This is a genomic window from Pedobacter sp. MC2016-15 (assembly GCF_026239695.1).
In the GTDB taxonomy this organism is placed as follows: Bacteria; Bacteroidota; Bacteroidia; order Sphingobacteriales; family Sphingobacteriaceae; genus Pedobacter.
Map to the genome: position 1 here is coordinate 525,895 of NZ_JAPIVS010000004.1, position 26,272 is coordinate 552,166.

Consider the following 26,272-nt stretch of genomic DNA (forward strand, 5'->3'; position numbering starts at 1 on the left):
ACCGTTACCTGAATGTTTACGAATCACAATAAATTTAAGAACTGGCTTTTGCCAGTTCTCTTTTTTGTATGCAGTCCAACACTGGTTTCTGCACAAAAAAAAGAAACTCCGCTTTATAAAAATCCCAAGACTCCCGTAGCTGACAGAGTAAAAGACCTGCTTGGCAGAATGACCATCGAAGAAAAAGTTGGCCAGCTCTCTACATTACTGGGATGGGAGATGTATGATAAAAAAGGAACCACTGTAGTGGTGTCCGATAAGTTCAAGAAAGCTGCAGAGGCGCAGCAGATCGGAATGTTATGGGCAACGCTGAGAGCTGACCCATGGACGCAGAAAACTCTGGAGACAGGTCTTGATCCCTATAAATCTGCACTGGCAACCAATGCGCTGCAGAAATATATCATTGAGCATACACGTTTACAGATTCCTGTATTTATTGCCGAAGAATGTCCGCATGGGCATATGGCAATAGGAACTACTGTTTTTCCAACTTCTATTGGACAGAGCAGCACCTGGGACCCGATGCTGATCCAGTCGATGGCTACTGCCATTGCCAAAGAAGCAAGGCTTCAGGGAGCACACATTGGTTACGGACCTGTTTTAGACCTTGCCCGTGAACCAAGATGGTCAAGGGTAGAGGAAACGTATGGCGAGGACCAGGTCCTCAACAGTACCATGGGCGTAGCCATGGTCAAAGGGTTTCAGGGTGTAAATAACATGCTCAACACCGGCGTAAACATTATTTCTACATTGAAACACTTTACTGCATATGGTGCACCCGAAGGTGGACATAATGCAGGTCTGATCAATACAGGAAGAAGAGAGCTCATCACCAGCTATCTTCCACCTTTCGAGGCTACGGTTAAGGCCGGTGCTTTATCGATCATGGCTGCCTACAACTCTGTAGACGGTATTCCATGCAGTGCCAACCCATATCTGCTGGATACACTGCTGCATAAACAATGGGGCTTCAAAGGTTTTTCGGTTTCCGATCTTGGAAGTATCGACGGCCTTGTGGCAACGCAACATGTAGCAGCAGACAATACAGATGCAGCAGCGCAGGCAATGAATGCCGGACTCGACAACGATCTTGGCGGACAGATTTTCTCAGCACCTCTACTGGCTGCAGTGAAAGATGGCCGAGTATCACAGCAGAGAATCGACGAAGCTGTAGCTCGTTTACTGACGCAGAAGTTTGAAATGGGATTGTTTGAAAATCCATACGTAGATCCAAAGGCAGCGCAGAAATTTGCGCGCAATGCAACAAATGTGGCTCTGGCACGTAAAGTAGCACAGGAATCTGTAATACTTTTGAAAAACGAATCCAATGCTCTCCCATTAAAGAAAAATATAGGTTCAATCGCTGTAATTGGCCCCAATGCTGACAATATTTACAATCAGCTGGGTGATTACACTGCTCCGCAGGATCCAAAAGCAATCATCACGGTGTTGAAAGGCATCAAGGCTAAACTACCTTCAGCAAAAGTAAATTATGTGAAAGGCTGTGCAATCAGGGATACTGCCGACGTAGATATCGCTGCTGCTGTTGCTGCGGCTCAGCAATCAGATGTTGCTGTAGTGGTACTCGGAGGTTCAAGTGCACGCGATTTTAAAACTGAATATATCAGTACAGGAGCCGCAACAGTGAGTCAGGCGACTACCGGTGTGAGCGATATGGAAAGTGGTGAAGGTTTCGACCGTCAGTCGCTCGACCTGATGGGCAAACAGCTTGAATTATTACAGGCCATTGTGAAAACAGGTAAACCTGTGGTGCTGGTATTTATTGGTGGGCGTCCTCTAAACCTGAACTGGCCATCAGAACACGTTCCAGCGATTGTTTCTGCCTGGTATCCGGGACAGGAAGGTGGTCATGCTATTGCCGATGTACTTTTTGGCGATTACAATCCAGCAGGAAGACTGCCGGTTTCTATTCCAAGATCTGTAGGCCAGTTACCTGTTTATTACAATTATCAAAACTCATCCAGACATGATTATGTAGAAGGACCGGCAAGTCCGCTTTATAGTTTTGGATATGGCCTGAGTTTTAGTAGCTTTAAGTATAGCGATCTGCAGGCACAGTTAACCGAAGCGGAGGATCTTAACCTCAATGTAAGTGTAAAGGTGACAAACGACAGTAATAGGGATGGTGATGAAGTAGTACAGTTGTACCTGCGTGATGATGTTTCTTCTGTAGTTACACCTGTAGAGCAGCTGAAAGCTTTTAAGCGTGTAAATATTAAAGCTGGCGAGACAAAAACGATATCCTTTGTGCTGCACAAAGCTGACCTCAGCCTGCTGAACCAGCAGATGCAAAAGGTAGTTGAAGCAGGCAACTTTACCATTAAGGTAGGGGCTGCATCACAGGATATCAAACTGGAAACGAAAATCAATATAAACAAAAACTATAAACTATGAAGAAGGTTATCTCAGGATTAGTCCTGGCATTTGTAACACTGGCTGCGAGCGCCCAGACAGATGCAAATTTGGGGATCATCCCTGCACCAGTGTCTGTCGTACGGCAGTCGGGAGTTTTTAAACTGGATAAAACAGTAGTACTGATTTCCAACGAGGCAGCAAATGCCGCAACTGCGGATATGCTTAACGCATTTATCGCAGGCAATGGTGGATTTGCACTGAGGACAGCCAAAAGTGCATCCAATAATGAACGTTCAATTCTGTTAAGTTCTGAGGGAGCTGACCAACTACCGGAAGAAGGGTATCTGATTGATGTTAACGCAAAAACTATCAGGGTTACAGGTAAAGGAGCGGGCTTATTCTATGGCGTGCAGTCTCTCATCCAGATGATGCCTGAGAAAACCGGTCAGGAAATAGCTGTGCCTGCAAGTAAAATTCAGGATTACCCCAGGTTTAAATATCGTGGTATGCACCTGGATGTGGGCAGACACTTCTTCTCTGTGGCTTTCGTTAAGAAATACCTGGACCTGATGTCTTCTTACAAACTGAACAATTTCCACTGGCATTTAACCGAAGATCAGGGCTGGAGAATTGAAATCAAAAAATATCCTAAACTAACTTCTGTAGGCTCTGTAAGGGCTGGTACCATCATTGGTCACCATCCTGGCGTTGCTGCGGATAATATTCCGTATAAAGGTTACTATACTCAGGATGAAGTGAAAGAAGTAGTTGCTTATGCAGCGAAAAAGTTCATTAATGTAATTCCGGAAATTGAAATGCCGGGTCATGCTTCAGCTGCTATTGCTGCATATCCGCAGTTAAGTTGCTTCCCTGACAGAGATACCTATATCGATCCTAAAGCCCCATGGTCAGGATCCAGAAAAGGTAAACAGTTACAGCAAACATGGGGTGTGTTTGACGATGTATTTGCACCTACAGAATATACTTTTAACTTCCTGCAGGATGTTCTGGACGAAGTGCTGGTATTGTTCCCATCAAAATATATCCATATTGGTGGAGATGAGAGTCCCAAAGAATACTGGAAACAATCACCTTTCTGCCAGCAGCTGATTAAAGAAAAAGGTCTGAAAGACGAGCATGAGTTGCAAAGCTATTTCATCAGCCGTATCGAGAAATATCTGAACTCCAAAGGCCGTAATATCATCGGATGGGACGAAATTCTGGAGGGTGGATTAGCACCAAACGCTACTGTTATGTCGTGGAGAGGTGTTGAAGGGGGTATCGCAGCAGCAAAACTCAATCACAATGTGATCATGACGCCTGGAAGCAATGGATTATATGTAGATCATGCACAGTCGTCATCACCTGACGAGCCTGTTAACATCGGTGGTAATTCTCCATATTCCAAAGCATACGCTTACGATCCGGTTCCTGCTGAACTTTCAGATGACCAGAAGAAATTTATCGAAGGTGTACAAGCTAACATCTGGACGGAATATGTTGAAAATGAAGGGAAACTGGAGTACCAGATTCTGCCAAGAATGCTGGCGCTAAGCGAGATCGCATGGAGTCCCTTAGCAAGAAAAGATTACAAAAACTTCTCCGAAGAGCGTATTCCTTTACACCTCGCAAGACTGGACAAAGCGGGAAGAAACTATTGGGTACCTACACCTCTGGGACAATCTGATAAACAAATTGATGGTGATGAAATTACTGCCGACCTGAAAGCTCCGGTGCTTGGATCAAAAGTATATTACACCCTGGATGGTACCCGTCCCTCAGATGTTTCCAATGCAGTAACTACTCCCTTAAAGATTTCTGTTCCAAAAGGTAAGAAGCTGGAGTTGAAAACTATAGTGATAACTTCTACCGGCAAACGCAGTGTTGTATCTACTACTGTATTGAACAATGGAGCAAAATAAGGAAGCCTGTTTTGCGGGGTTCTTTTAACATTATAATTTGGTTAAAACCCTTTTTTAGCATAAATTGCTGACAAAAAAAGAGGATGAAGCCATTAAAATATATATCACAGCAGTCTGCACTTTTAGTGGGGCTGCTGTTTTTGTTTGCCTGCAACAGTAAAGAAACAGTACCTGCAAAGAATGCCGCTGAGAGTAAGCCTGCCCTCAGCAAGAATGCAGATCATTTTCCATTTTATAAGGATATTGCCATCAAACCGGGTCTTAACTTTGAAGTAGTAAGCTGGGGAAAAGGTGTAGACAGCATCGGTGGTTATCTTTTACTGATGTCTGATTCCACAAAAAATAACTACAGATCTTTATCCGCTGAGCGCGAAGGAATCATTACCGATGCCTGGAATATGGACCTTGATAATGATGGCAATCCTGAGATCTATATCGAATTGTTGAGCAAAAAAAATGTGAAGGACCTCAATGTATATGAATATACTAACGGCAGCTTCAATAAAATCAGCTTTCCCGCCCTAAGCAGCCGTGCTAAAAAGACCTATGGAGGAAATGATAAGTTTACCATCAAAAACGGAGAACTGTTCAGGTCTTACCCTATCGTCAATTCCACAGACACGGCACAACAGAACGGATCTGAAAAAGTGCTCCTTTACCGTTTAAGGGGGAACACTTTTTCAATTGATGAGATTACTAAATAGATTTAAGCAGATATCTTATTCTTTTTCCTGAAACTGAGAACTGATTCTTTCAAATTTCTCTATCAGCAGATCGATGCGCTCTTTCTCCTTTTTCATGAACGCTTTGCGGAGGATCGTTGCACAAAATACCATCCATAGTACTGTAAAAAGGAGGATGGACACTTGAATCCAGGTGTCAAGATCATGCAGTGTCTCAAAGAAAAAGAGTATAAATCCTACTGCAATTGCCGCCACATAAAACCAGTATAGTTTATTATACAGGTTAAAACGGCTGATTTGATATTCGTGCAGTTTACCCAGAAACGTCCCGGGATGCACGGTGAAATCATTACGGGAGATTAACCTGTGCTCCCTGTATAAAAGAATGGTATAAACGGCTACGGCCAGTACAACGATCTCTATGCCGAGGTTGGTTGTCCAGGAATCAAAATTAAAATAAATTAAAGCGGCGCTGATCGCGATAAAGGAGAGCACCATCCCCCCGATATTAATAAGGGACCTGCTACGGATGGCATTCACCTCTTTTTTTGCCTGCTCCAGCATCTCTGCCGCAGAGATTTTCAGCTCTACAGAATGTGATTGCCAAAGGGACTGTATATTTTCAAAGTCTTGCATGTTGATTGTATAATTCGGTGAGTTTTTGTTTAATACGGTGAATTTTAACCCTTAGATTTCCTTCTGAAATCCCGGATATCTCAGCGATTTCATTGTAGGGAAGCTCATCCAGCACCATAGTAATAATTAAACGGTCATTCTCTTCCAGTTTTGATATGGATTTGTATAAAAGAGCTATTTGTTCATTCTTTTCTGAATATTCTTCCGTTTTGCTCTCGATCAATGTTTCTGTCAGCTCATCCTTCGCCTGCCGTTTTTCTGAACGGAGATAAGTGAGACAAGTGTTTACAGCTATGCGGTAGATCCAGGTAGATATGAGCGATTTCTGCCTGAACTTATCCATATTCTGCCAGACTTTGAGGAAGGTTTCCTGCAAAAGGTCATTGGCAGCATCGGCATCTCCCGTATATCCATAGCATAAATGGAAGATCTTCTTAGAATTGCTGTCGAAGATTTGCTTAAATAAGAGGTCTTTCTGATCCAATCTGCGTTAGTTTATGTGAATGAGACATGTTTGGTACTGAAATGTTACAGCAAGGGATAGTTTTTTACCGCGTTTTTCCACAATCTTTACTAAATAAGTTTATTATCGTAGTTTTACGCTCTCAAATACCCACAACTGTAAGCAATGTCAAAAAACAACAAGTTAACATTTTTTATATTTTTAGCATTGATACTGGGTGTCATCCTTGGCTATGTTTTAAATGTAAAATCATTTGATGCCTATAATAGCAATATCCTCAGGGCTGATAATCAGATCAAAAGTATAGATATGCAATTGGGAGGAATAAAAGATACCTCTTCAACAAATTACATCCAGCTCAACGTACAAAAGAAAGAAGCACTCAAAACCCGTCATGAAAATGAAACAATCAGGGAAAAGAAGCTGGAACCCCTCACTTTACTCAGTGATATTTTTCTAAGGCTGATCAAGATGATTGTTGCGCCGCTGGTTTTTGCGACATTGGTAGTGGGCGTAGCTAAAGTCGGAGATATTAAGGCTGTCGGCCGTATAGGTGGTAAAACAATGCTTTGGTTTATCAGCGCCTCCCTGTTATCTCTTACCCTGGGTTTAATCATGGTAAACATCTTCAAGCCAGGAGAAGCCATGCACCTTCCCCTACCAAGCAGTCATGCAGATACTGGTATACAGAAGGCCGTTGTCTCGATGAAGGATTTTATCTCTCACATTGTGCCTAAAAGTATGACCGAAGCGATGGCCACCAACGAAATCCTGCAGATCGTTGTATTCTCACTGTTCTTTGGTGTGGCCACTGCGGCAATAGGAGAGAAGGGCAAGATCATTATAGAATTTTTCGATGCTGTTGCGCATGTAATCCTGAAAATCACCGGCTATGTGATGAACTTTGCCCCTTTTGCGGTCTTCGGTGCCATGGCTGCTATTGTAGCCAAACAGGGACTAAGCGTATTATCTACCTATGCACTCTTTATAGGTGAATTCTATTCGAGTATGCTCATGCTGTGGATCCTGCTGATCCTGATAGGGTACCTGATTCTCAAAGGGCGTGTATTTAACCTGATGAACCGGATGAAAGAACCTGTGCTTGTAGCCTTTAGTACTGCCAGCAGTGAAGCTGCCTATCCGCGCACATTGCTTCAGCTGGAGCGCTTTGGTTGTAAAGATAAAATTGTGAGCTTTGTACTGCCGCTTGGTTATTCCTTTAACCTGGATGGATCGATGTTATATATGACTTTCGCTTCATTGTTTATCGCACAGTCTTACGGAATACATTTGTCTTTCCAGCAGCAAATCACCATGATGCTGATCCTGATGCTCACGAGTAAGGGTATTGCAGGCGTACCAAGAGCTTCTCTGGTTGTGATTGCAGGTACCATAGCCACCTTCAATATTCCTGAAGCAGGACTTGCCCTGCTGATTGGTATCGATCCGCTCCTGGATATGGGCAGATCAGCTACAAATGTAATTGGAAACAGTATCGCCACAGCTGTCGTAAGCAAGTGGGAGGGCGAGCTCTCAGAAGCCCATGATTAATTATTTTTAACTTTATATAATGAGTACCAGAGCCAAACAAATATTTTTATTTTTAACCATAGTCGTTCCTTTTTTGGGTTATTGCATCATCTATTATACCCCAATCCTTAGAAATGCTCCTTTCAGATCAGATGAATTTGTCTCTTTCCAGTTTCAATGGGGTGCCGGCAATGATATGCCAAACATTTATGATTCCGCCACAGGCAGATATGAATACCTGGATAAAAATGACTCATTGATCAAAACCAATGTAAAACTTCGCCCTAATGATATCAGTTATCTGCACAATAAGATGAATGAGCTGGGCTACTGGAATTTTCCTGACCTTATTGCAAATGCTGATACAGACCTGAACAAGTCTAAAGTGTTACGCTATGTCTTTACTTTCAATTACAAGCGTAAAACAAAGAAGGTGATTTACCTGACCGATTACAATGATATCCCAAAGCTGGCTACCGTAGCGGGCCAAATGAAGGCTCTTGTAGAGAAAACCATAGGTGATGCTGAAGAAAGATACAGTAAGAAATAGAAATCGTTATGATTTTATAAATATATATTCTATATTTGCACCTCGATAAAAAATAAACAATTTAAAATACTAATTATTTAACAATGTACGCAATAGTAAATATAGCAGGACAGCAATTCAAAGTTGCAAAAGACCAGCACCTTTTTGTACACCGTTTGCAAGGAGATGAAGGCGCTAGTATTGAATTTGACAATGTATTGTTGGTTGAAGACGGAGGTAATATCTCTGTTGGTGCTCCTTCACTTGCAGGCGCAATCGTTTCAGCTAAAATCGTGTCTCATTTAAAAGGCGATAAGGTAATCGTTTTCAAAAAGAAACGTAGAAAAGGTTACAAAAAGAAAAATGGCCACCGCCAGTATTTCACAAAAATCCAGATTTCTGGTATCAGTTTATAATTAGTTGTTAAACAATAAATAAGCAGTTTCGGTTGTTTATTCATAAAATATAAAACAAAATGGCACATAAAAAAGGAGCCGGTAGTTCCAGGAACGGACGTGAGTCACATAGTAAACGCTTAGGTATCAAAATCTTTGGTGGCCAGGAAGCTATTGCAGGAAACATCTTAGTACGTCAGCGCGGAACTAAACACCACCCTGATAAAGGAGTTGGTATTGGTAAAGATCATACTTTATTTGCTCTTGTAGACGGTACTGTAATTTTCAGAAAGAAACAAGATAACAAATCTTATGTTTCAGTTTTACCAGCTGCTGTTACAGCACCTGTTGCAGAAAAAACAGCTCCTGCTGTTAAAGCTGCACAAGCTGAAGTAGAAATTGAAGCGCCTGCGAAAAAAGCACCTGCAAAGAAAGCAGTGAAAGCTGAAGCGGCTACTGAGACTGCTACAGAAACTGAAGCTGCTCCGGCAGAATAATTTTCTTACATATACAAAAAAGCCGCAACGATTTTCGTTGCGGCTTTTTTGTATATGTCCATTTTTCAGGATATCATGATCTCTTTTTTTAGATGGTCAACCTCTTCCCTCAATTGCGTTAAGGACGTGGAAAAATGTTTAAGACTCGACTCCAATTCTTTTGCAAGTGAAACAAAAGACAGGTTTAGCTGCCTGATTTCTACAATTTCTTTTTCTTCTTCTCCATGCAGTAACCATTCATAGCTTCTCTTATAGTGCCTGGAGATCGCATTTAGCGTATTAAATGTTGGGTATTGATTGCCCAGCTCAATTTGAGAATAATTACTTCTGGACAAATTTAAAAATTCAGCTACATAAGCCTGGGCATAAGCTTTTTCTAGTCTTAAAGACTTAATTCGCTCTCCCAATATTTTCTTTGATAGAATTTCTTGCATAAATAATATTTTTTTTGTTGGTTTGTCACTTTATTCTATAGGTGGAAAAAGGCAATTATCGAACCACTATCGCCGTTATTGGATGATAGTTACGTTAGTGAGGAGGTTTTGGATTTAAAAAAGAGATTAAATGCGTAAGAAAAATCAAAGGAATGCTTGTATTTGTGTCATATTAATGGAAATCAGCCATGAAGCTTAATGCTCATTGTGATCGTTATGCTGATAACTCATACTTCCTTATCAATAAAAAAAATCAGATTACTTATTTCAAAATTCACTCCACTGAAAAGCTAGGTCATTTTTTAGACAAGAATCCTGTGATTGGGGAATCTTTTGTGGAATTCATTTCACAGAGATATCTAAAGGTATTCTCGGAGCTGGTAGCAGAGTGTTTTGAAGGTAAATCTTTTAATATTGAAAAGAGGTTGAAGGTGCAGGACGAGGAAGACGTGTTGCTGCAGGTAGTTCTTACGCCGGTAATTGTAGGTCCTGATCAGGAATATGTCTCCTGTACAATCATCGACAGCAACAGAAAAACCAACCAGATGAAATTGCTCGACGAATATTCCCATCTGGCATCACATGACCTGCGTGCCCCTATTACGAATATATTAAGCTTGTCGAGTATCCTGAATTATCCGGAAATGGAGTCCTTTGATACGACTAAAATCCGTGAATTATTGAAGGATATCAATTTTCAGGCAGAGAAGCTAGACGATATTATAAAGATGCTAAACCGTTTAATCAATAAAGGAGAGGCACCAAAACTATTCGCAGCAGAAAATACACTTAGTGATTCCAAACATATCATGCTGGTTGATGATGATTCTCTCACCAACAAATTGCATCATATGATCATCACCAAACACAATAAGAACAAAAAGGTGGTGCAGTTTGATCGTCCCCTGCTGGCCCTGGATTATCTGGAGAACAACAGCCCCGATCTGATCCTGTTGGATCTCAATATGCCTGAAATGGATGGCTGGGCATTTTTAAGGACCCTGGAGGAACGTGATATCAGAATAGATGTAGTGATCATTTCTTCTTCCATTGATCCGGCTGAACGTACGAGGGCACAATCATTTAAATCCGTTAAAGACTTCCTGACGAAGCCTCTAACTTATGATAAGATTAAACATCTTGTAGATAATTAAACCTAACTTTCCCTGTTGATCAGTGATCTGGCCAGCTGATAAAGTTCTGATTTCCGCTCTTCAGAGATACTCACCTGGTCCAGAGACGTAAAAGCAATATCAGCTCTGCGTTCCATTTCTGCAGTAGCAATCTCCCTGATCTGATAGCGATTGTACAGTTCTGTTATTGCCTCAACTTTCTGCGGGTGATTGGTTGAGGAACCAAGCCTTTCCAGTAAAGCCTGATCGGCAGTGCTGGCCAGTTCTTTGAGTTTGAGAAGCAGGAAGGTCTGCTTATTTGAAATGATATCTCCGCCAACCTGTTTGCCAAATTTAAGCGGGTCGCCATAAACATCGAGAATGTCGTCCTGCAGCTGGAATGCCAAGCCAAAGTTCACACCAAAATCATACAACAGATCGGCGTCAGTGATGTCCGCACCACCAATGATGGCCCCGATCTTCATACATCCGCCAACAAGAACTGCTGTTTTCAGCCGGATCATATTGATATACTCCTCAATACTCACATCTCTGCGTTGTTCAAATTCCATATCCAGCTGCTGGCCTTCACAAACGCCGCTGGCTGTATCATTGAAACAGGTCAGTACATCCTTCAGGACAGTGGTATCCAATCTTGTGAGGTGTCTGTTGGCCTCTACCATCATCACATCTCCGCTCAAAATGGCATTGTTTACACCCCATTTAATATGTACAGTATCCTTGCCCCTGCGTATTGGTGCATTATCCATAATATCGTCATGAATTAGAGTGAAATTATGAAATGTCTCTATGGCGAGGGCACCTTCAACAGCTATAGTTACATCGTCATTAAACAGTTCACTGGAGAGTAGTAATAATACCGGTCTGATTCTTTTCCCACCAAGGCTCATGATATAACTGATGGGTTCATATAATCGTGCAGGATGGCTTGGGTATTGTACTTTTTTAATTGCCTTTTCTACGATGTCTTGTAACTCTAAAATGGAATGCATTAATTTTTTTTGTAGTGTTTATTCTTTAATTTTCTTTGTCCTGCTCAGTTATAATTAATCCTGTACCAGTGAAAAATCAATTTGTCTTTTAGACAAATCCACCTTTTTTACTTTCACTTTCACTTCATCACCAAGCTGGTATTTCTTTTTCTTGCGTTGTCCCACGATGCAGTAATTCTTTTCGTCCAATACGTAGAAATCATCTGCAATATCCTTTAACCTGATCATTCCTTCGCATTTGTTCTCGATCAGTTCAACATACATACCCCATTCCGTTACTCCGGAGATAATTCCCATGAAGAGTTTACCTACATTTTCTTCCAGGTATTCCACCTGTTTGTACTTGATTGAAGCGCGTTCTGCATCTGCGGCACGTTTTTCCATGGCCGAAGAATGTGTTGCTGCGGTTTCATATTCATCCTCATTTGCCGAGCGTTCGCCATTCAGATAGGCCGCAAGCAGACGGTGTACCATCACATCAGGATAACGGCGGATAGGAGAGGTGAAATGAGTATAATGATCAAATGCAAGTCCGTAATGGCTGGTTTTCTTCGTGGTATACACTGCCTTGGCCATTGAGCGGATCGCAAGTTGTGTCAGTACGTTCTGCTCCTTTTTACCTTCCACATCTTCCATAAGGAAGTTGAGGGACTTCGCAATGTCCTTGTCAGATTTCATGTTGATCTTGTACCCAAAGCGTGCGGCAAAAAGCGCAAAGTTACCCAGGTTTTCAAGGTTTGGAGAGTCATGTGAACGGTACACAAAAGTGTATTTCTGTTTTCCCTTTCCTTTTTTGGCAATAAATTCAGCTACCTTTTTGTTGGCCAGCAGCATAAAATCCTCAATCAGCGTATGTGCATCTTTACGTTCTTTTACATAAACCCCTATAGGTTTTCCCGTTTCATCCAGCTGAAACTTCACTTCTGTACTTTCAAAGCTGATAGCGCCATTTTTAAATTTCCTGTCGCGCAGTATATGGGCCAGCTCATTCAGTTTTTTCAGCTCAGCTGCATAATCACCGGTTTTATTTTCAATCACTTCCTGTGCTTCCTCATAGCTGAAACGCCTGTCGGAGTGGATGACAGTCCTTCCAAACCATTCAGTAAGAATATTGGCCTTGTCATCAAGTTCAAAAACCGCGGCAAAGCAGAGTTTATCTTCATGAGGGCGAAGAGAACAAACTCCATTACTCAATCTTTCCGGTAGCATTGGAATCACACGGTCAACCAGATATACGGAGGTAGCTCTGGAATAGGCCTCTTTGTCCAGCCAGCTTTTAGGCTGTACATAGTGAGAGACATCGGCAATGTGAACCCCAATCTCAAAATTCCCGTTTTCAAGAGTCTTGAAGGATATCGCATCATCAAAGTCCTTCGCGTCTGCAGGGTCAATTGTAAAAGTTGTCGTTTGCCTGAAATCCCTGCGGTCTTTCATATCTTCCTCAGTAATCTGTTCAGGGATCTCGTTGGCTTCTTTTTCAACTTCTGGTGGAAAAGACAAAGGGAAACCATACTGCGCCAGGATAGCATTCATTTCAGTATCGTTTTCGCCCTGCGTCCCCAGGATGTTGATGATCTTTCCAATAGGATTTTTAGCCCCATCAGGCCAGTCTGTAATCGCTACCTGTACCTTCTGTCCATTTTTAGCTCCTGCCAGGTCAGTGAGGGGTACAAAAATATTTTGAAGCATCTTTTTATCATCAATGCTCACAAAAGCAAAGCGGTCGGAGATTTTGATCACACCGATAAAGTCCGTTTTCAGCCGCTGTATAATTTCAACAACCTCACCTTCATTTTTCCTTCCACTTTTTTTGGCGTAGATATAAACTTTAACCTTATCGCCATGCAGTGCATTATGTAATTTACGTGCGGATACGAATACATCCTTTTCAAACTCGTCGTCAGGAATGATAAACGCAGCACCGTCGGCCGTCATATCTACTTTTCCCGTGATAAAAGTTTTGAGGTCCTTCAGTTTAAACTTGCCTTTTTGGGGTTCAGTAAAGATACCTTTCTGGGCCTGCTCTTTGAGAATTTCCAGAATAGTCTCCCGGGATTCGTTATCGGTAATGTTCAGTTTGGCTGAAACCTGTTTGTAATTCAAGGCCTCATTATTGCTATTCTCTAAAACGTCGCTGATTAACTGAGTAAGTACGAGTTTTATTTGAGAAGATTTCTTTTTTGCCATAGTATATTTGTCAATATTCCGAAGGTAACACTTTGAAATGATTTATGGGTTAAAACAAGCTATTGTATCATCAGAACCTATGAATAACAACTATTAATGATAAAATGATCGAGGAAAAACAAAGAAAGACAAAAAGTGAGATATTTATGATTCTGGTCAAGACAGTAGTCTTTATGCTGCTTGTGTATGCCAATGTCAATAAGCCACCCTTACTTGTCCATTACCATTGGCTGGCGAGTGCTACCAAAGCACTCATCGTTTTTCTTGGGCCCAGCACTGCTGTTTCTTTCCTGCGGCTGATCATCATTTACTGGTATATCAGAAAACATCGTCTCAAGCCTAATATCAAAGATAACTTTATTCTGGGTATCAACAGGATTGTTTCGATCTTGAACACGGCATTTGGGGTAATCGCTTTCATGATCTTTATGGGTATTGCGCCACTGCAGTTTCTGACAAGCATAACCATCGTTGCGGCAGCTATTGCAGTTACTTTCAAAGACTATATTACCAATATGATCAATGGTCTGATCATCATGTTTTCTGACCGCCTTTCTTTGGGTGATCATATTAAAGTCCAGGATACAGAAGGAAAAATTCTGGATATTACACTGATCAATGTTATCCTGCAGAATGAGGACAACGACATGGTGATTGTACCCAATTCAGTCATCTTCAGCTCTGTGATTATCAATCAATCCAAACAGAATATTAAAAAGCTCAATATCGAGTTTGAACTTTCTCACCAGCATGGATATACCCCTGACGCGCTGGAGCAGTATCTCAACAAGTCAGTAGAAAAATTTACTGATTACATCTCTTCCGGAGGATTAACCATTAAAACGCTTGCGATCAGCAAAGAAATCGCACGGTTTAAAGTGATGGTGTTACTGAATAACTATGACAAGCTCAAAGAAAGAGAGATCAGGAGAGCTTTAAATACAGCTGTAATCAGGTTATCTGCCCCTGATTCCGCTACAGATTCCACTATTGGAGACTGATCTTTCCCGGTATCGCGTCAATCAGTTTTTTAGTATATGCTGTTTGCGGATGATTATAGATTATCTCCGGGAAATTTTCTTCTTCAATTTTCCCCTTATTCATCACGATCATCCTGTCAGATATGTGTTTCACGACGGCCAGGTCATGTGAGATGAAAATATAGGTGAGACCCAGTTCCTGTTGTAACGAGCGCAGCAGGTTAAGCACCTGAGCCTGTACAGAAACATCAAGTGCCGAAACAGATTCATCACAAATGATCAGCTTGGGCTGTAAAGCAAGAGCCCGCGCAATCACGATACGCTGGCGCTGTCCGCCGGAGAATTCATGCGGATACCTGTTCAGGTGCTCTGGTTTCAAACCTACCAGTTCCAGCAGATGCTGAATATGACTGAGCCGCTGACTTCCGGAATTGAATACCTGATGCACCTGAAGGGGTTCCATCAATGCATTTCCAATAGTTAACCTCGGATTGAGTGAGGAATATGGATCCTGAAAAATCAACTGGATTTCTCTGCGCAGTCTTCTCAGTTCAGTATGCTTCAGGTGAGTAATATCCTGTCCTTCGAAAATAATAGATCCTGATGTAGGTTCTGCCAGACGGAGGATCGTTCTTCCCAGGGTGGTTTTACCACAGCCGGACTCACCCACGAGCCCCAGTGTTTCGCCCGGATAAAGTTTGAGACTTACATCATCCACAGCTTTTACCGTCGCTGTTGTCTGGCCAAATAGTCCATTTTTTATGGGGAACCAGGTACAGAGATTTTTAATTTCCAGCAGAGGGGAAGCGTTGTAAAGTGCTGCACGTTTATCGTCAATCTCCGTCTGTGTATAACTGTTTGCAGCCAGCAAATGTGCCACTGCCTGATCATCATTTGTACCGATAAAATCCGCTACCACTGGTAATTTCTTGAGCCTATGAAGCGGAGAAGGCCTGCAGGCCAGCAGCCCCTTGGTATAGGGATGTTTTGGATGATGAAAAAGCTCGTTTACAGTTCCCTGTTCTACAATTTCTCCTCTGTACATCACAGCTACCTCATCTGCAATCTCACTGATCACACCCAGGTCGTGGGAGATGAAAATCATCCCCATGTTTCTCTCCGTTTTGATTTTCAACAGAAGCTGCAGGATGGTTTTTTGTACCGTTACATCCAGCGCTGTGGTAGGCTCATCGGCAATCAGCAATTCAGGATTGCAGCTCAGGGCCATCGCGATCATTACTCTTTGTTTTTGCCCGCCTGAAAGTTGGTGAGGGTAGGAGTCGAACATTTGTTCAGGCCTCGGCAGCTGTACTTCTTTAAACAGGGCTATCGTTCTTTCCCGGGCTTCATCTTTTGTAAGCGATTCATGCAGGATGATCGCTTCCTGCACCTGATATCCACAGCTGAAAACCGGATTAAGCGAAGTCATCGGCTCCTGGAAAATCATGGCAATCCTGTTACCCCGGTAGCCGTTCATCTCCTGTTCTGAGAGAGCTCCTAAGCTTGTTCCGTTAAAGACAATATCGCCTTCGATCTTTGAATACCTGGGGTCATGCAAACGCATAATAGAAAATGAGGTCACTGATTTTCCAGAACCGGATTCACCCACTATACCCAGTACTTTACCCTTTTCTGCACTGAAACTAATCTTCTTTACGGCGGTAATCCAGCTGCGTTCTTCCTGATTATAAAACTGAATATTTAGATCGATTACATTTAACATCTGATGACCAATATAGCTAAAATTATCCCTCAAATTCCGGCTTTTTGGCTATTTTTGCGAAATGGAAAGAGAAATTCTTGATACCAAGCGCAAGGCCCTGAATATTAACTTAAACCCTAATATTTACGGAACTTTCGCTGAGATCGGGGCAGGACAGGAAGTAGCCCGTAATTTTTTTACCGCGGGTGCTGCTTCAGGAACAGTAGCAAAAACCATGTCGGCATACGACATGACCTTCAGTGACGCCATTTATGGTGCAGAAGAAACAGGAAGATATGTAAGCCAGTCGCGCTTAAAAAAAATGCTCAATCATGAGTTTGGTCTGCTTACGGAAAGATTATGTGGTGAGAAATATGATGCCAGAACCTTTTTTGCTTTTGCAGATACAGTAACCACCCTCAATTATAACAAATCAAATGATCCCCATGGTTGGATCGGCGTAAAGTTTCAGACTGAACCGGGGGGAGACGCTAATGAGATGTTCTTCCATTTACGGTTACTGGATACTGATGCGGCCCTGCAGCAGAATGTGCTGGGAATTATAGGTGTGAACCTCGTTTATGCCGCCTTTTATTACCATGATGATCCCAAAAGAATGATCGAATCACTGGTAGAAAACCTTACTGTCGGCTCGGTGGAAATTGACCTGATCTCTGTTAATGGCCCGGCATTTAACGGTATCAACAACGTGCTCCTCAATTTATACCTTGTGGTAAAGGACTTCTCTGATGCCGCGATATTTGATTCGCTGGGTAATCCATGTCTCGCGAAGGACCTGCTGTACAAAAAGGACATCATGATCCTCAGGACAAAATATGCACAGAAGTCACTTCCCAATTTCAGCATGTTTAATAATGCGGTCGACCAATTTAAAAGGACAGAGAATGTCAATAAGGAAAACCTAAGTGTTCTGATTGAGGTACTGATGTCCAATGTGCTTACAGCCGATGACGAAAAGCCTGAACATATTGACCTGCATGCTGTCGCCGCGCGTGCTGAAGAGATGTTTAAAACTGGTAATCTGGTCATCGTTTCCAATTTTGCCAGACACAATAAACTTGCAAAATATCTCGATCGCTGCAAGCCCAAGAGTGTAGGGATTTCCACCAACATCAATAACCTTAAGTTTGTCTTTAACTCCAGCAACTTTGGTGGAAGTTATACCAGTCAGCTGCTCAGTTACGTGAGTGATATGTTCTCAAAAAACGTGAAGTTGTTTGCCTATCCTTTCCTGGATAAAAAAACAAATGCGGTTATTACCACGGCCAATATGCCTGTTACGCCCGATGCAAAACCTTTGTTTGATTTTTTAATTTTGAATGGATATATTACCGACATTAAAGACTACAGTGAAACTGATGTGAAAACTGTCTGATCCTGTAGTTAAGAACATAATATATCCGGGCAATATGAAATTTCTGAAATTACTCTTCCTTTTTGCACTTACTACTGCTTCAGCAACGATTGCGCAGCAAAAAACATCTGGAAACCCCATCTTCAAAGGATGGTATGCTGATCCTGAAGCCGTCGTGTTTAACAAACAATACTGGGTTTATCCTACTTACTCTGCACCCTATAAAGAACAGGTTTTTCTGGATGCCTTTAGCTCAAAAGATCTGATCAGCTGGGAAAAACATCCGCATGTGCTGGATACCGCGAATGTGAAATGGGCAAACAAAGCCGTATGGGCCCCTGCAATCATTGAAAAAGACAAGAAATACTACCTGTTTTTTGGAGCCAATGACATTCAGAGCGATAAAGAAAGTGGTGGAATAGGGGTGGCTGTCGCAGACCGTCCCCAAGGCCCCTTTAAAGATCATATCGGTAAACCTCTGATCGACAAATTTTATAATGGCGCACAGCCTATTGATCAGTTTGTATTTAAGGATAAAGACGGACAATATTATATCATCTACGGGGGATGGAAGCACTGTAACATCGCGAAGTTAAGTGATGACTTCAAAACACTCATTCCGTATAAAGATGGTACTACATATAAAGAAATTACTCCGGAAGGCTATGTAGAAGGCCCATACATGTTTGTGAGGAATGGAAAGTATTATTTTATGTGGTCAGAAGGTGGATGGACAGGTCCTGATTATTCAGTGGCTTATGCCATTGCAGATTCTCCGATGGGACCTTTTAAAAGGATTGGGAAGATCCTGAAGCAGGACCCGAAAATTGCCAGAGGTGCAGGACACCATTCTGTGATCCACAACGAGAAAAAAGATCTGTATTATATCGTTTATCACAGAAGACCATTGACAGAAACCGACGGCAACCACAGGGAAACCTGTATTGATATGATGTCTTTTGATAAGGATGGATTGATCAAACCGGTAGTGATCACCAAAGAGGGAGTTAAAGCACAAAGATTAGACTAATCTTTGTGCTTTAAGTAGGCGTTTTTGATGACGATAGCCATGATGCTCTCAGGATCCTCCAGGGGCTCAAAGCCAAACTGACTGTAAAGCCCATGGGCATCATGCGTAGCCAGCATATATCTTCTCAGGCCTTGCAGATCTTCATGAAAAAGCATGATCGACATTAATTTTTTTGATAAACCCAGACCCCTGAACTCTTCTACTACATAAACATCTGCGAGATAGCCAAAGGTGGCCCCATCAGTTATCCATCTGGCAAAACCTATTTGACGGCTATCTTTATAAATACCAAAACACAGGGAATTGGAGATAGATTTGTAAACGGTCTCAAAGGGGATCCCCATTGCCCAGTACGATTGCGTACTCAAATATTGATGCACAGCAGTGGCGTCAATCAGGTTTTTGTCGTCTGAAAATATAAAACCGCTTTCCCTGATTTCCATTAGTTGCGCATATTGATAAACTGCAGTGGCTGACCGAAATCTTCACTTTTGCACAATGCAATTACCTTTTGAAGGTCGTCTATATTCTTACTTTGAACCCTCACCTGGTCATCCATCATAGAAGGCTGAACTTTCAGTCCGCTGGCTTTGATCTTGGCAACGATCTTTTTCGCTACCTCTCTGTCAATTCCTTCTTTGATCGAAATTTCTTTCCTGATCATATTTCCGGATGCATATTGCTCTTTGCCGAAGTCAAGGCTCTTAGGATCCATATTTTGCTTTACCATTCTTGAGATGATAGCATCTTCAATCGCTTTTAAGCGCATATCATCTTCGGTAACAACAGTGATGACGTTTGTTTTTTTGTCGTGGTCAATTGTACTTTTGGAAGTGGAAAAATCATAGCGGTTAAGAATTTCCTTTTTTGCGTTGTTCATTGCATTGTCCAATGTCTGCGCATCTACTTTACTTACAATATCGAAAGTGGGCATGATTATAGCTTTAGTATAAAAAAAATATTAGATTTAAATATTAATCTTTTAACGGTCAGGCTAAAAAATATATTATGAAAACCAGAAAACCAAAAGTGCAAAAAAAACTCGCTAAAAAAGCAGTTAAAAAAGAATTAGAATTAACTCTTGCACAAAAATTCGTGGAGGCCATAACTACCCTTGGGCACGATGCAGAAAAAATTGGTGCTGATGTGGCAAAGGCGGCGAAGATTCTTGCCGGTAAACTGGCCAAGAAATTCCAGCCTGCGGAGCAGAAAGTAAGCTCAAAAGCTGAAAAAGTAAAAAAATCAGCGGTTAAAGGAGCTAAAAAAGCAAATAAAGAAGTACAAAAGGCGGTGTCTAAAGCTAAGCCAGTGCTGAGCAGTATTAAAGTGCCGGCTATTGAAACGGCAGAGAAAGCAGCTGATGCAATCGCTAAGCCTGTACAAGAAACTACAATTGCTGCTGACAAAGCTATCGCTGCTCCGGTTCAGAAAGCTAAACGTGTTGCTAAAACTCCTGTTGCGAAAGCAACTGCTACAAAAACTGTGACTCCTGCAAAATCTGCTTCTCCCTCAAAACCTGCTGCAGCCAAACCTGCTGCAGCCCCTGCAAAACCTGCAGTACGTCGTGCAGCCGTTAAAACAACAGCTTCTGAAACGGTTTCTGAAGTGAAGTCACCTGTTGTAAAAACATCAACTCCAAAAACAGCAGCAGTCAAAAAAACTCTGGCAGCCAAAACAACCAGAACACCGGCTGTTAAAAAAGCTCCTGTTGTGAAATCTACAGCTCCTGCAGCAACTACTGACGCTGCTCCGGCGACAGAGGAATCTAGTGACGACAGTAAATAAAACTTCAATTTCTATTGTTAACGTCTAAATAATTAACATGGAATTAACAATAGAATATGCAGTTTTGAACATCCGCTCCCCTCAGGGAATTTTTGATCCTAACCCATGACTAAGAAGAAGGTACCATTTTTAAATAGAGAAATCAGCTGGTTATATTTTAATGAACGGGTTTTACAGGAAGCGGCGGATGAAACTGTACCACTGATTGAAAGAATCAAGTTCCTTTCTATATTTTCTTCCAATCTGGAAGAATTTTACCGTGTACGGGTGGCAACAATGATGCGCTTGTCTAATTTAAATGACAAAACGAAGGAGCTTTTAGGGTTCAACCCAAAGAAAATCCTGAATGAAATCAAGAACATCGTAGTCAGACAGGAACGTAGGTTTGAACAACTTTTTCAGGCTACCCTAATCAATGAGCTGGCCCAAAACCGAATTTTTATTCTCAATGATACGCAGCTCAACGTTGCCAGGGGAGAGTTTGTAAGAGAACATTTCCGGGATAAGATCCTTTCCAATCTCGTTCCTATAATGGTGGATCTGGATAAACCATTTCCAGAGTTAAAGGACCGTTACCTCTACTTTTTTGTCAGGCTGAAAAAGAAAGCTACCAGGAAAGACGAGAAATATGCGCTAATTGAACTTCCACCCAATCTTCCGAGGTTCTTGGTACTGCCAGAAACCAACGGACTTAAATTTATCATCCTTGCAGAGGATATTATCAAATATTGTCTTGATGATATCTTCTACGTATTCAAGTATGATGAGATGGATGCCTTCTCTATACAGCTGACCAGGGATGCTGAGCTGGATATCGACAAAAACGTCAGTGAGAAATTTATTGATGAGCTGAAAACCAGTCTTGACAAACGTAAGAAGGGTAAGCCAATGCGCTTGCTGTATGACACAGCGATGCCTTTTGACATGTTGGGTGTGCTTGTGGCAAAAATGAAAATTGAAGCCGAAAGCCTCATTCCCGGAAACAGATATCATCGTTTTGGTGATTTTATCCGTTTCCCAAATGTAGGTGATAAAAGTCTCGAATATGCGCCCACCATTCCCCTGAAGGTTCATGGCTTACACCGAACACAAAGTATCATAGATAAGCTCGCAGAGAGAGACTATCTGATCAACCTGCCTTATCAATCCTATGATTATATTATATTGTTCCTTAGGGAGGCTGCAATTGATCCCAAGGTGACAGCGATAAATATTACCTTGTACAGGCTTGCGGAAGATTCCAGGGTCATTAATGCACTGATCAACGCTGCCAAAAACGGTAAAAAAGTCAATTGTCTTGTCGAGCTCAAGGCTCGTTTTGATGAGCAGGCCAATATCTTCTGGACCAACAGGCTCGAAGAAGAAGGCGTTCAGGTGAATTATGGATTGACAGATTACAAAGTGCATTCCAAGATCTGTCTTGTGACCAGAATAGAAAAGGGCCGTCCGGTTTATTACGCCAACCTGGCTACAGGTAATTTCAATGAAAAAACCGCGAGGCTGTATTGTGACCACAGTATTTTTACCGCAAAAAAAGAGATCACACATGATCTCATCAAACTTTTTGCTGCCCTGAACAAAAAGACGGTTGCTTCAGGTTTTAAACACCTGATTGTCTCTCCGCTGGATACCAGGAACCGATTCTATCAATTGATTGACAGGGAGATTAAAATTGCCAAATCCGGCAAACCCGCATATCTCATTTTCAAAGTGAACAGCCTTGCTGATGAAGGGATTGTAGAGAAATTGTACGATGCCAGTAATGCAGGGGTGCGGGTAAAACTGATCGTTCGTGGTATTTGTTGCCTTGTGCCTGGAGTTAAAGGTTACAGTGAAAATATTACGGTTATCAGTATCATCGATAAATTCCTTGAACATGCACGGGTTTTCATCTTTGGAAATAATGGTAAGGAAGAGATCTTTCTCTCTTCAGCAGACCTGATGAGCAGAAACTTCGAACACCGTGTTGAAGTAGGCTTCCCGGTGCTTGATCCGGAGGTAAAACAAGAAATCAAAGACATTATTGAGTTCCAGTTACAGGATAATGTCAAAGCCAGGGATATTACCCGGATGAACAATAATAAATATCATAAAAACCGTATCAGCACGAAAGTGAGGGCACAGGTTCAAACTTATAATTACTTAAAAAACAAACATCATTAAATATTATGCTCAGATACGCTGCAATTGACGTTGGCTCCAACGCTGTTAGACTGCTTATTGCAGATATAACACAAAGCGACAATGGTTTTAGCTTCAAAAAAAACACATTGGTCAGGGTTCCGCTGCGGCTGGGAGACGATGCCTTTCTGGATCATAAAATTTCTGAGCGTAAAATTGAAGACCTGCTGAAAACCATGTCAGCATTTAAAAACCTAATGGATGTTTATCAGGTTTCAAAATACCTTGCCTGTGCAACTTCCTCTATGCGGGAAGCAGATAATGGTCAGGAGATCATTAAACTCATCAGGGAGCGTGCGAATGTTGACCTTGAGATTATCGAGGGACAAAGAGAGGCCAATATCATTTATGCGAACCACATCGAGGATGACCTTGATATTAAAAAGAACTATTTATACATTGACGTGGGTGGGGGGAGTACTGAACTTTCAGTTTTTGTCAATAAAACCCCTGTAGCCTCAAAATCATTTGACATAGGTACCATCCGTATCCTGGATAATCAGGATAAAGAGGAGACCTGGGAAGAAATGAAACTTTGGGTAAAAGAACAAACTAAATACCATAAAAACCTGGCTGGGATAGGTACCGGAGGTAATATCAATAAGTTATACCGGATGGCCAACGAGAAGGAGGGCATGCCGCTAACATTCTTAAAGCTGAAGTCGCTGTATAATCAGCTCAACAGTCATTCCCTGAAGGAAAGAATCCAGGTTTTTGGCTTAAACCCAGACCGTGCGGATGTGATTATCCCGGCAGCGGAGATCTTTATTACCCTGATGAAATGGACTGGTATTAAACAAGTTTACGTACCAAGAGTCGGAATGGCAGATGGTATAATCAATCTGCTGATCGAGGAAAACCTGACTAAAGAGATTTTGGATAAAGAATAGCAGCATATCGTCCGTGGTGGCTTACCGATGCTTCGCTTGTCATTGAGGTATGAAGATTTGTGATCTGCGGCAGGCCGGTGTTATCTTTTGTTAACCTGTAGCCAGCGCAGCTGAGATTAAAATCATCAGGATAATATGATGAATTGCTGAGGTAATGTATTTTCAGATTATCCAGCAGTTCTTTTTTCCATACAGCTACGGAATGTATCCACTCCTCAGTAATTTCAGCTTTGATATACAGTGAGTAATTCCCTGCAGTAACCATTCCTGATACATCTGTATCTCGAATGACCAGGTTCCTGCATACATAGGAAAGAGGCGAGTAATTGCGTACTCCGGTCAGCCTGTTGATTACTTTGTAGCTGGCTTCTTTCATGGTCCAAAGCAGCCATAACATTGTTGCAGGTTGTTCGGCGTCCAGAATCAGCTCCTGTTCCTGAACGGTGTAGATTTTCCGGAGATAACCTTTTCTCTGCCAGTTGCTGTCAATGCTGGCCTGTTTCAGGTCTACAACGTCATTTCCCAGCACCGGCAGCAAGTTTTTCTTCGATAATCCTGATTGCCGCTTTCACTGTCAGCATCCTTGCCATAGAATCATTGTCGATCTCTATACCAAACTTTTCTTCTACATCAAGCACCACATCTACCAGGTTTGCCGAGTTAATTTTTAAGTCTCTGATAAAGTCAGTGTCTTCCTGAATGTGAGCAAGCGCCTCTGCATCCTGGGCATAGGGGCTAACAATAATGGTCAGTTCATTGATCAATTCTTCTTTTTCCATCTCGATATCGTTTAAAAATTATACAGGCATTCACATCCCCAAATCCAAAGCTCGCTTTCGCCAGCACATTAAATTGTTTTTCCAGGCATTTCACAGGAATACAAAGAGGATCAATCAGCTTTTCTATATCAGGATGCAAGTCTTCGCAATTGATATTAGGAAAGATAAAACCTTCTGATAGCTGCAGCACCGAGGCTACACTTTCAATGCTTCCCGCTGCACTGATGCAATGGCCGATCATCCCTTTTATTGAATTGATATAAGGAAATTCTCCTCCGTGGCGATCCAGCGCGGCCACCCAGTTCTCTATCTCCGTAACATCTTTTGAAGTCGCGGTAAGATGTGCATTAATCACATCAATATCTTTTGCGTTCAGGCCAGCATCTTTCAGCGCCATCGTTATACAACGCTGTACGCCCTCAGAGTTTGGTGCTGTCATCGTACCAGAGCCCCTTTGTCCGCCCGAATTGACGTGACCTCCCAAGATTTCTGCATAAATATGTGCTCCCCTGCCAAGCGCAGAGTCCAGCGTCTCCAGCACCATCGCGCCGGCGCCACTTCCAGGTACAAAACCCTTAGCAGTGGCACTCATGGGCCTGCAACCTTGTTCAGGACTCTCGTTGTATTGATAGGGACAGATTTTCATCGCGTCAAATCCACCCCATATATACGCTCCACTGTCACTGGTACTGCCGGCCAGCATCTTCGTTGCACTTCCGTTCTTAAGGCGTTCATAAGCCATTAAAATGCTTTCTACACCAGTAGCACAGGCTGATGAGTTGGTACAGACCTGATTTCCCAGGCCCAGTTTCCCGGATAGATAAGCGCTCACACCACTGCTCATGGTTTGGGCAACCACTGTGCTGCCCAGTTTCCTGATCTGTAAATTATCAACCTTGTAGATCGCTTCCCGAAACTTATCTATTCCGGAAGTTCCTGTGCCAAATACAGAGCCACTTTCCCAATCAGGTGTTTCGTTCATCATCATAGCTTCCAGGCGCGCGTCTTTCCAGGCATCCATGCCAGCAATGACTCCATATACAATGCCGGTGCTTTGCAGTCCACGGAGCTCCAGGGGCGTAAAATACTGAAGCATCCGTTCCTCATCGATCACAGGTTTGCCTGCAATCTGGCAGGAAAAAAGCAGTTTCTCCAACTGCGGATCATGCCTGATTCCGGATATACCATTTCTGATGGCATGTCTGAACTCTGCCAGGTCTGCCCCGTTCGGAGAAACCACTCCTAAGCCGGTGATGACAACGCGGTTATTCATCAAGCTGCTTTTTATTGCAATTTAGCCGTTACCATCCCGGAAATGTTGCCTTTACATACCGTCTCTCCGGCCTCATTGGTCATCACTACATTACAGTTTAACTTCTTAAAGCGGAAGTACACTTTCTCTGCCGTCACCGTCACTTTTTCTCCGGGAAACACCGGTTTCATAAAATCTACTGCAACCGAGGTCAGCATCACATGGGCTTTCATTTCTGCATTACTGTCGCCATACAGATAGATGCCTAAACAAACCAGGCCGATCTGAGCCATGGTTTCTGTCATGATTACCCCCGGGGTAACCGGTGAATCTTTAAAATGCCCTTTGTAAAAATCAAGGTCTTTATCGTAGGTGAAAGTTCCGGTCGAACCATTTTCATCGATGTGTAAAAGCTCATCCACGAAAAGAAAAGGTTTGCTGTATGGTAATTTTGATACTATTTCCTGTGCTGTCATTTGTAATGTGATTTAAAAATTTAGTTTTTGTAAAGTAAACACAAA

General features: G+C 42.2%; 26 protein-coding genes. 14 read left to right on the forward strand and 12 right to left on the reverse strand.

What is annotated here, in order from left to right; all coding sequences use genetic code 11:
- The first annotated feature begins 12 nt into the window (after positions 1–12).
- From OQY15_RS14935 to OQY15_RS14945, 3 genes are all read left to right on the forward strand, one after another.
- Positions 13–2,415: a glycoside hydrolase family 3 N-terminal domain-containing protein gene (locus OQY15_RS14935; protein ID WP_265792600.1), complete on the forward strand. Its 2,403-nt coding sequence runs from the start codon at positions 13–15 to the stop codon at positions 2,413–2,415.
- Positions 2,412–4,298, forward strand: coding sequence for a family 20 glycosylhydrolase (locus tag OQY15_RS14940; RefSeq protein ID WP_265792601.1), 1,887 nt, complete (start codon positions 2,412–2,414; stop codon positions 4,296–4,298). Before OQY15_RS14935 ends, OQY15_RS14940 begins: the two co-directional genes overlap by 4 nt.
- 83 nt (positions 4,299–4,381) lie before the next feature.
- On the forward strand, positions 4,382–5,002 hold the full coding sequence (locus OQY15_RS14945) for a hypothetical protein (RefSeq protein WP_265792602.1): 621 nt from the start codon (positions 4,382–4,384) through the stop codon (positions 5,000–5,002).
- A gap of 15 nt (positions 5,003–5,017) precedes the next feature.
- Here the strand turns inward: OQY15_RS14945 and OQY15_RS14950 are convergent, their stop codons facing one another.
- Entirely contained in the window at positions 5,018–5,617 is a 600-nt protein-coding gene (locus OQY15_RS14950; RefSeq protein WP_265792604.1) for a hypothetical protein, read from the reverse strand.
- Positions 5,604–6,101: a sigma-70 family RNA polymerase sigma factor gene (locus OQY15_RS14955; protein WP_265792605.1), complete on the reverse strand. Its 498-nt coding sequence runs from the start codon at positions 6,099–6,101 to the stop codon at positions 5,604–5,606. Before OQY15_RS14955 ends, OQY15_RS14950 begins: the two co-directional genes overlap by 14 nt.
- A gap of 144 nt (positions 6,102–6,245) precedes the next feature.
- Here OQY15_RS14955 and OQY15_RS14960 point away from each other — a divergent pair, with 144 nt between their 5' ends.
- The 4 genes from OQY15_RS14960 to rpmA all read left to right on the forward strand — a co-directional run bounded on the left by OQY15_RS14960 (position 6,246) and on the right by rpmA (position 9,031).
- A complete protein-coding gene (locus OQY15_RS14960; RefSeq protein WP_265792606.1) occupies positions 6,246–7,631 on the forward strand; it encodes a dicarboxylate/amino acid:cation symporter in 1,386 nt (461 codons plus the stop codon).
- A gap of 19 nt (positions 7,632–7,650) precedes the next feature.
- Positions 7,651–8,160: a hypothetical protein gene (locus OQY15_RS14965; RefSeq protein WP_265792607.1), complete on the forward strand. Its 510-nt coding sequence runs from the start codon at positions 7,651–7,653 to the stop codon at positions 8,158–8,160.
- 83 nt (positions 8,161–8,243) lie between these two features.
- On the forward strand, positions 8,244–8,555 hold the full coding sequence (gene rplU, locus OQY15_RS14970) for a 50S ribosomal protein L21 (protein ID WP_265792608.1): 312 nt from the start codon (positions 8,244–8,246) through the stop codon (positions 8,553–8,555).
- 59 nt (positions 8,556–8,614) lie between these two features.
- The gene (gene rpmA, locus OQY15_RS14975; RefSeq protein WP_265792609.1) at positions 8,615–9,031 is read left to right on the forward strand and encodes a 50S ribosomal protein L27; all 417 of its coding nucleotides are present in this window, start codon (positions 8,615–8,617) and stop codon (positions 9,029–9,031) included.
- Positions 9,032–9,096: 65 nt separating this feature from the next.
- Here rpmA and OQY15_RS14980 read toward each other — a convergent pair whose 3' ends face one another.
- Positions 9,097–9,465 (reverse strand): helix-turn-helix transcriptional regulator, encoded by a 369-nt coding sequence (locus OQY15_RS14980; RefSeq protein ID WP_265792610.1) that lies wholly within the window; start codon positions 9,463–9,465, stop codon positions 9,097–9,099.
- A 335-nt stretch (positions 9,466–9,800) separates the two neighbouring features.
- Here OQY15_RS14980 and OQY15_RS14985 point away from each other — a divergent pair, with 335 nt between their 5' ends.
- Complete coding sequence (locus OQY15_RS14985; protein WP_265792611.1) at positions 9,801–10,619, forward strand: response regulator; 819 nt, start codon at positions 9,801–9,803, stop codon at positions 10,617–10,619.
- A gap of 2 nt (positions 10,620–10,621) precedes the next feature.
- Here the strand turns inward: OQY15_RS14985 and OQY15_RS14990 are convergent, their stop codons facing one another.
- The gene (locus OQY15_RS14990) at positions 10,622–11,590 is read right to left on the reverse strand and encodes a polyprenyl synthetase family protein (RefSeq protein ID WP_265792612.1); all 969 of its coding nucleotides are present in this window, start codon (positions 11,588–11,590) and stop codon (positions 10,622–10,624) included.
- Positions 11,591–11,644: 54 nt separating this feature from the next.
- The gene (rnr, locus tag OQY15_RS14995) at positions 11,645–13,777 is read right to left on the reverse strand and encodes a ribonuclease R (protein WP_265792614.1); all 2,133 of its coding nucleotides are present in this window, start codon (positions 13,775–13,777) and stop codon (positions 11,645–11,647) included.
- A gap of 104 nt (positions 13,778–13,881) precedes the next feature.
- On the opposite strand from rnr, the gene OQY15_RS15000 reads away from it, so the two are divergent.
- Positions 13,882–14,778, forward strand: coding sequence for a mechanosensitive ion channel domain-containing protein (locus OQY15_RS15000; protein ID WP_265792615.1), 897 nt, complete (start codon positions 13,882–13,884; stop codon positions 14,776–14,778).
- On the opposite strand, the gene OQY15_RS15005 is transcribed toward OQY15_RS15000, so the two are convergent.
- Entirely contained in the window at positions 14,765–16,480 is a 1,716-nt protein-coding gene (locus OQY15_RS15005; RefSeq protein WP_265792616.1) for an ABC transporter ATP-binding protein, read from the reverse strand. The genes OQY15_RS15000 and OQY15_RS15005 overlap by 14 nt on opposite strands.
- 61 nt (positions 16,481–16,541) lie before the next feature.
- Between OQY15_RS15005 and OQY15_RS15010 the strand changes: the two genes are divergently transcribed.
- Positions 16,542–17,855 (forward strand): nicotinamide mononucleotide adenylyltransferase, encoded by a 1,314-nt coding sequence (locus tag OQY15_RS15010; RefSeq protein ID WP_265792617.1) that lies wholly within the window; start codon positions 16,542–16,544, stop codon positions 17,853–17,855.
- Positions 17,856–17,889: 34 nt separating this feature from the next.
- Positions 17,890–18,864: a glycoside hydrolase family 43 protein gene (locus OQY15_RS15015; RefSeq protein ID WP_265792618.1), complete on the forward strand. Its 975-nt coding sequence runs from the start codon at positions 17,890–17,892 to the stop codon at positions 18,862–18,864.
- Here the strand turns inward: OQY15_RS15015 and OQY15_RS15020 are convergent.
- Both OQY15_RS15020 and OQY15_RS15025 read right to left on the reverse strand, forming a co-directional pair.
- Entirely contained in the window at positions 18,861–19,307 is a 447-nt protein-coding gene (locus OQY15_RS15020; RefSeq protein ID WP_265792619.1) for a GNAT family N-acetyltransferase, read from the reverse strand. The two genes, OQY15_RS15015 and OQY15_RS15020, sit on opposite strands and share 4 nt — an antisense overlap.
- Positions 19,307–19,798 carry a YajQ family cyclic di-GMP-binding protein gene (locus tag OQY15_RS15025; RefSeq protein ID WP_265792621.1) on the reverse strand — a complete coding sequence of 164 codons (492 nt, stop codon included), beginning with the start codon at positions 19,796–19,798 and terminating at the stop codon, positions 19,307–19,309. The genes OQY15_RS15020 and OQY15_RS15025 overlap by 1 nt, the downstream gene beginning before the upstream one ends.
- Before the next feature lie 74 nt (positions 19,799–19,872).
- Between OQY15_RS15025 and OQY15_RS15030 the strand changes: the two genes are divergently transcribed.
- The 3 genes from OQY15_RS15030 to OQY15_RS15040 all read left to right on the forward strand — a co-directional run bounded on the left by OQY15_RS15030 (position 19,873) and on the right by OQY15_RS15040 (position 23,720).
- On the forward strand, positions 19,873–20,649 hold the full coding sequence (locus tag OQY15_RS15030) for a hypothetical protein (protein ID WP_265792622.1): 777 nt from the start codon (positions 19,873–19,875) through the stop codon (positions 20,647–20,649).
- A 105-nt stretch (positions 20,650–20,754) separates the two neighbouring features.
- The gene (gene ppk1, locus OQY15_RS15035; protein ID WP_265792623.1) at positions 20,755–22,812 is read left to right on the forward strand and encodes a polyphosphate kinase 1; all 2,058 of its coding nucleotides are present in this window, start codon (positions 20,755–20,757) and stop codon (positions 22,810–22,812) included.
- Positions 22,813–22,817: 5 nt separating this feature from the next.
- Positions 22,818–23,720 (forward strand): exopolyphosphatase, encoded by a 903-nt coding sequence (locus OQY15_RS15040; RefSeq protein ID WP_265792624.1) that lies wholly within the window; start codon positions 22,818–22,820, stop codon positions 23,718–23,720.
- Here OQY15_RS15040 and OQY15_RS15045 read toward each other — a convergent pair.
- The 4 genes from OQY15_RS15045 to OQY15_RS15060 are packed head-to-tail and all read right to left on the reverse strand — an operon-like array spanning position 23,695 to position 26,227.
- Positions 23,695–24,249, reverse strand: coding sequence for a 4'-phosphopantetheinyl transferase superfamily protein (locus OQY15_RS15045; protein ID WP_265792625.1), 555 nt, complete (start codon positions 24,247–24,249; stop codon positions 23,695–23,697). The two genes, OQY15_RS15040 and OQY15_RS15045, sit on opposite strands and share 26 nt — an antisense overlap.
- Positions 24,236–24,499: a phosphopantetheine-binding protein gene (locus tag OQY15_RS15050; RefSeq protein WP_265792626.1), complete on the reverse strand. Its 264-nt coding sequence runs from the start codon at positions 24,497–24,499 to the stop codon at positions 24,236–24,238. Before OQY15_RS15050 ends, OQY15_RS15045 begins: the two co-directional genes overlap by 14 nt.
- Entirely contained in the window at positions 24,474–25,772 is a 1,299-nt protein-coding gene (locus tag OQY15_RS15055) for a beta-ketoacyl-[acyl-carrier-protein] synthase family protein (RefSeq protein WP_265792627.1), read from the reverse strand. Before OQY15_RS15055 ends, OQY15_RS15050 begins: the two co-directional genes overlap by 26 nt.
- Positions 25,773–25,783: 11 nt before the next feature.
- Positions 25,784–26,227 carry a 3-hydroxyacyl-ACP dehydratase FabZ family protein gene (locus tag OQY15_RS15060; protein WP_265792628.1) on the reverse strand — a complete coding sequence of 148 codons (444 nt, stop codon included), beginning with the start codon at positions 26,225–26,227 and terminating at the stop codon, positions 25,784–25,786.
- Between the last annotated feature and the right edge of the window lie 45 nt (positions 26,228–26,272).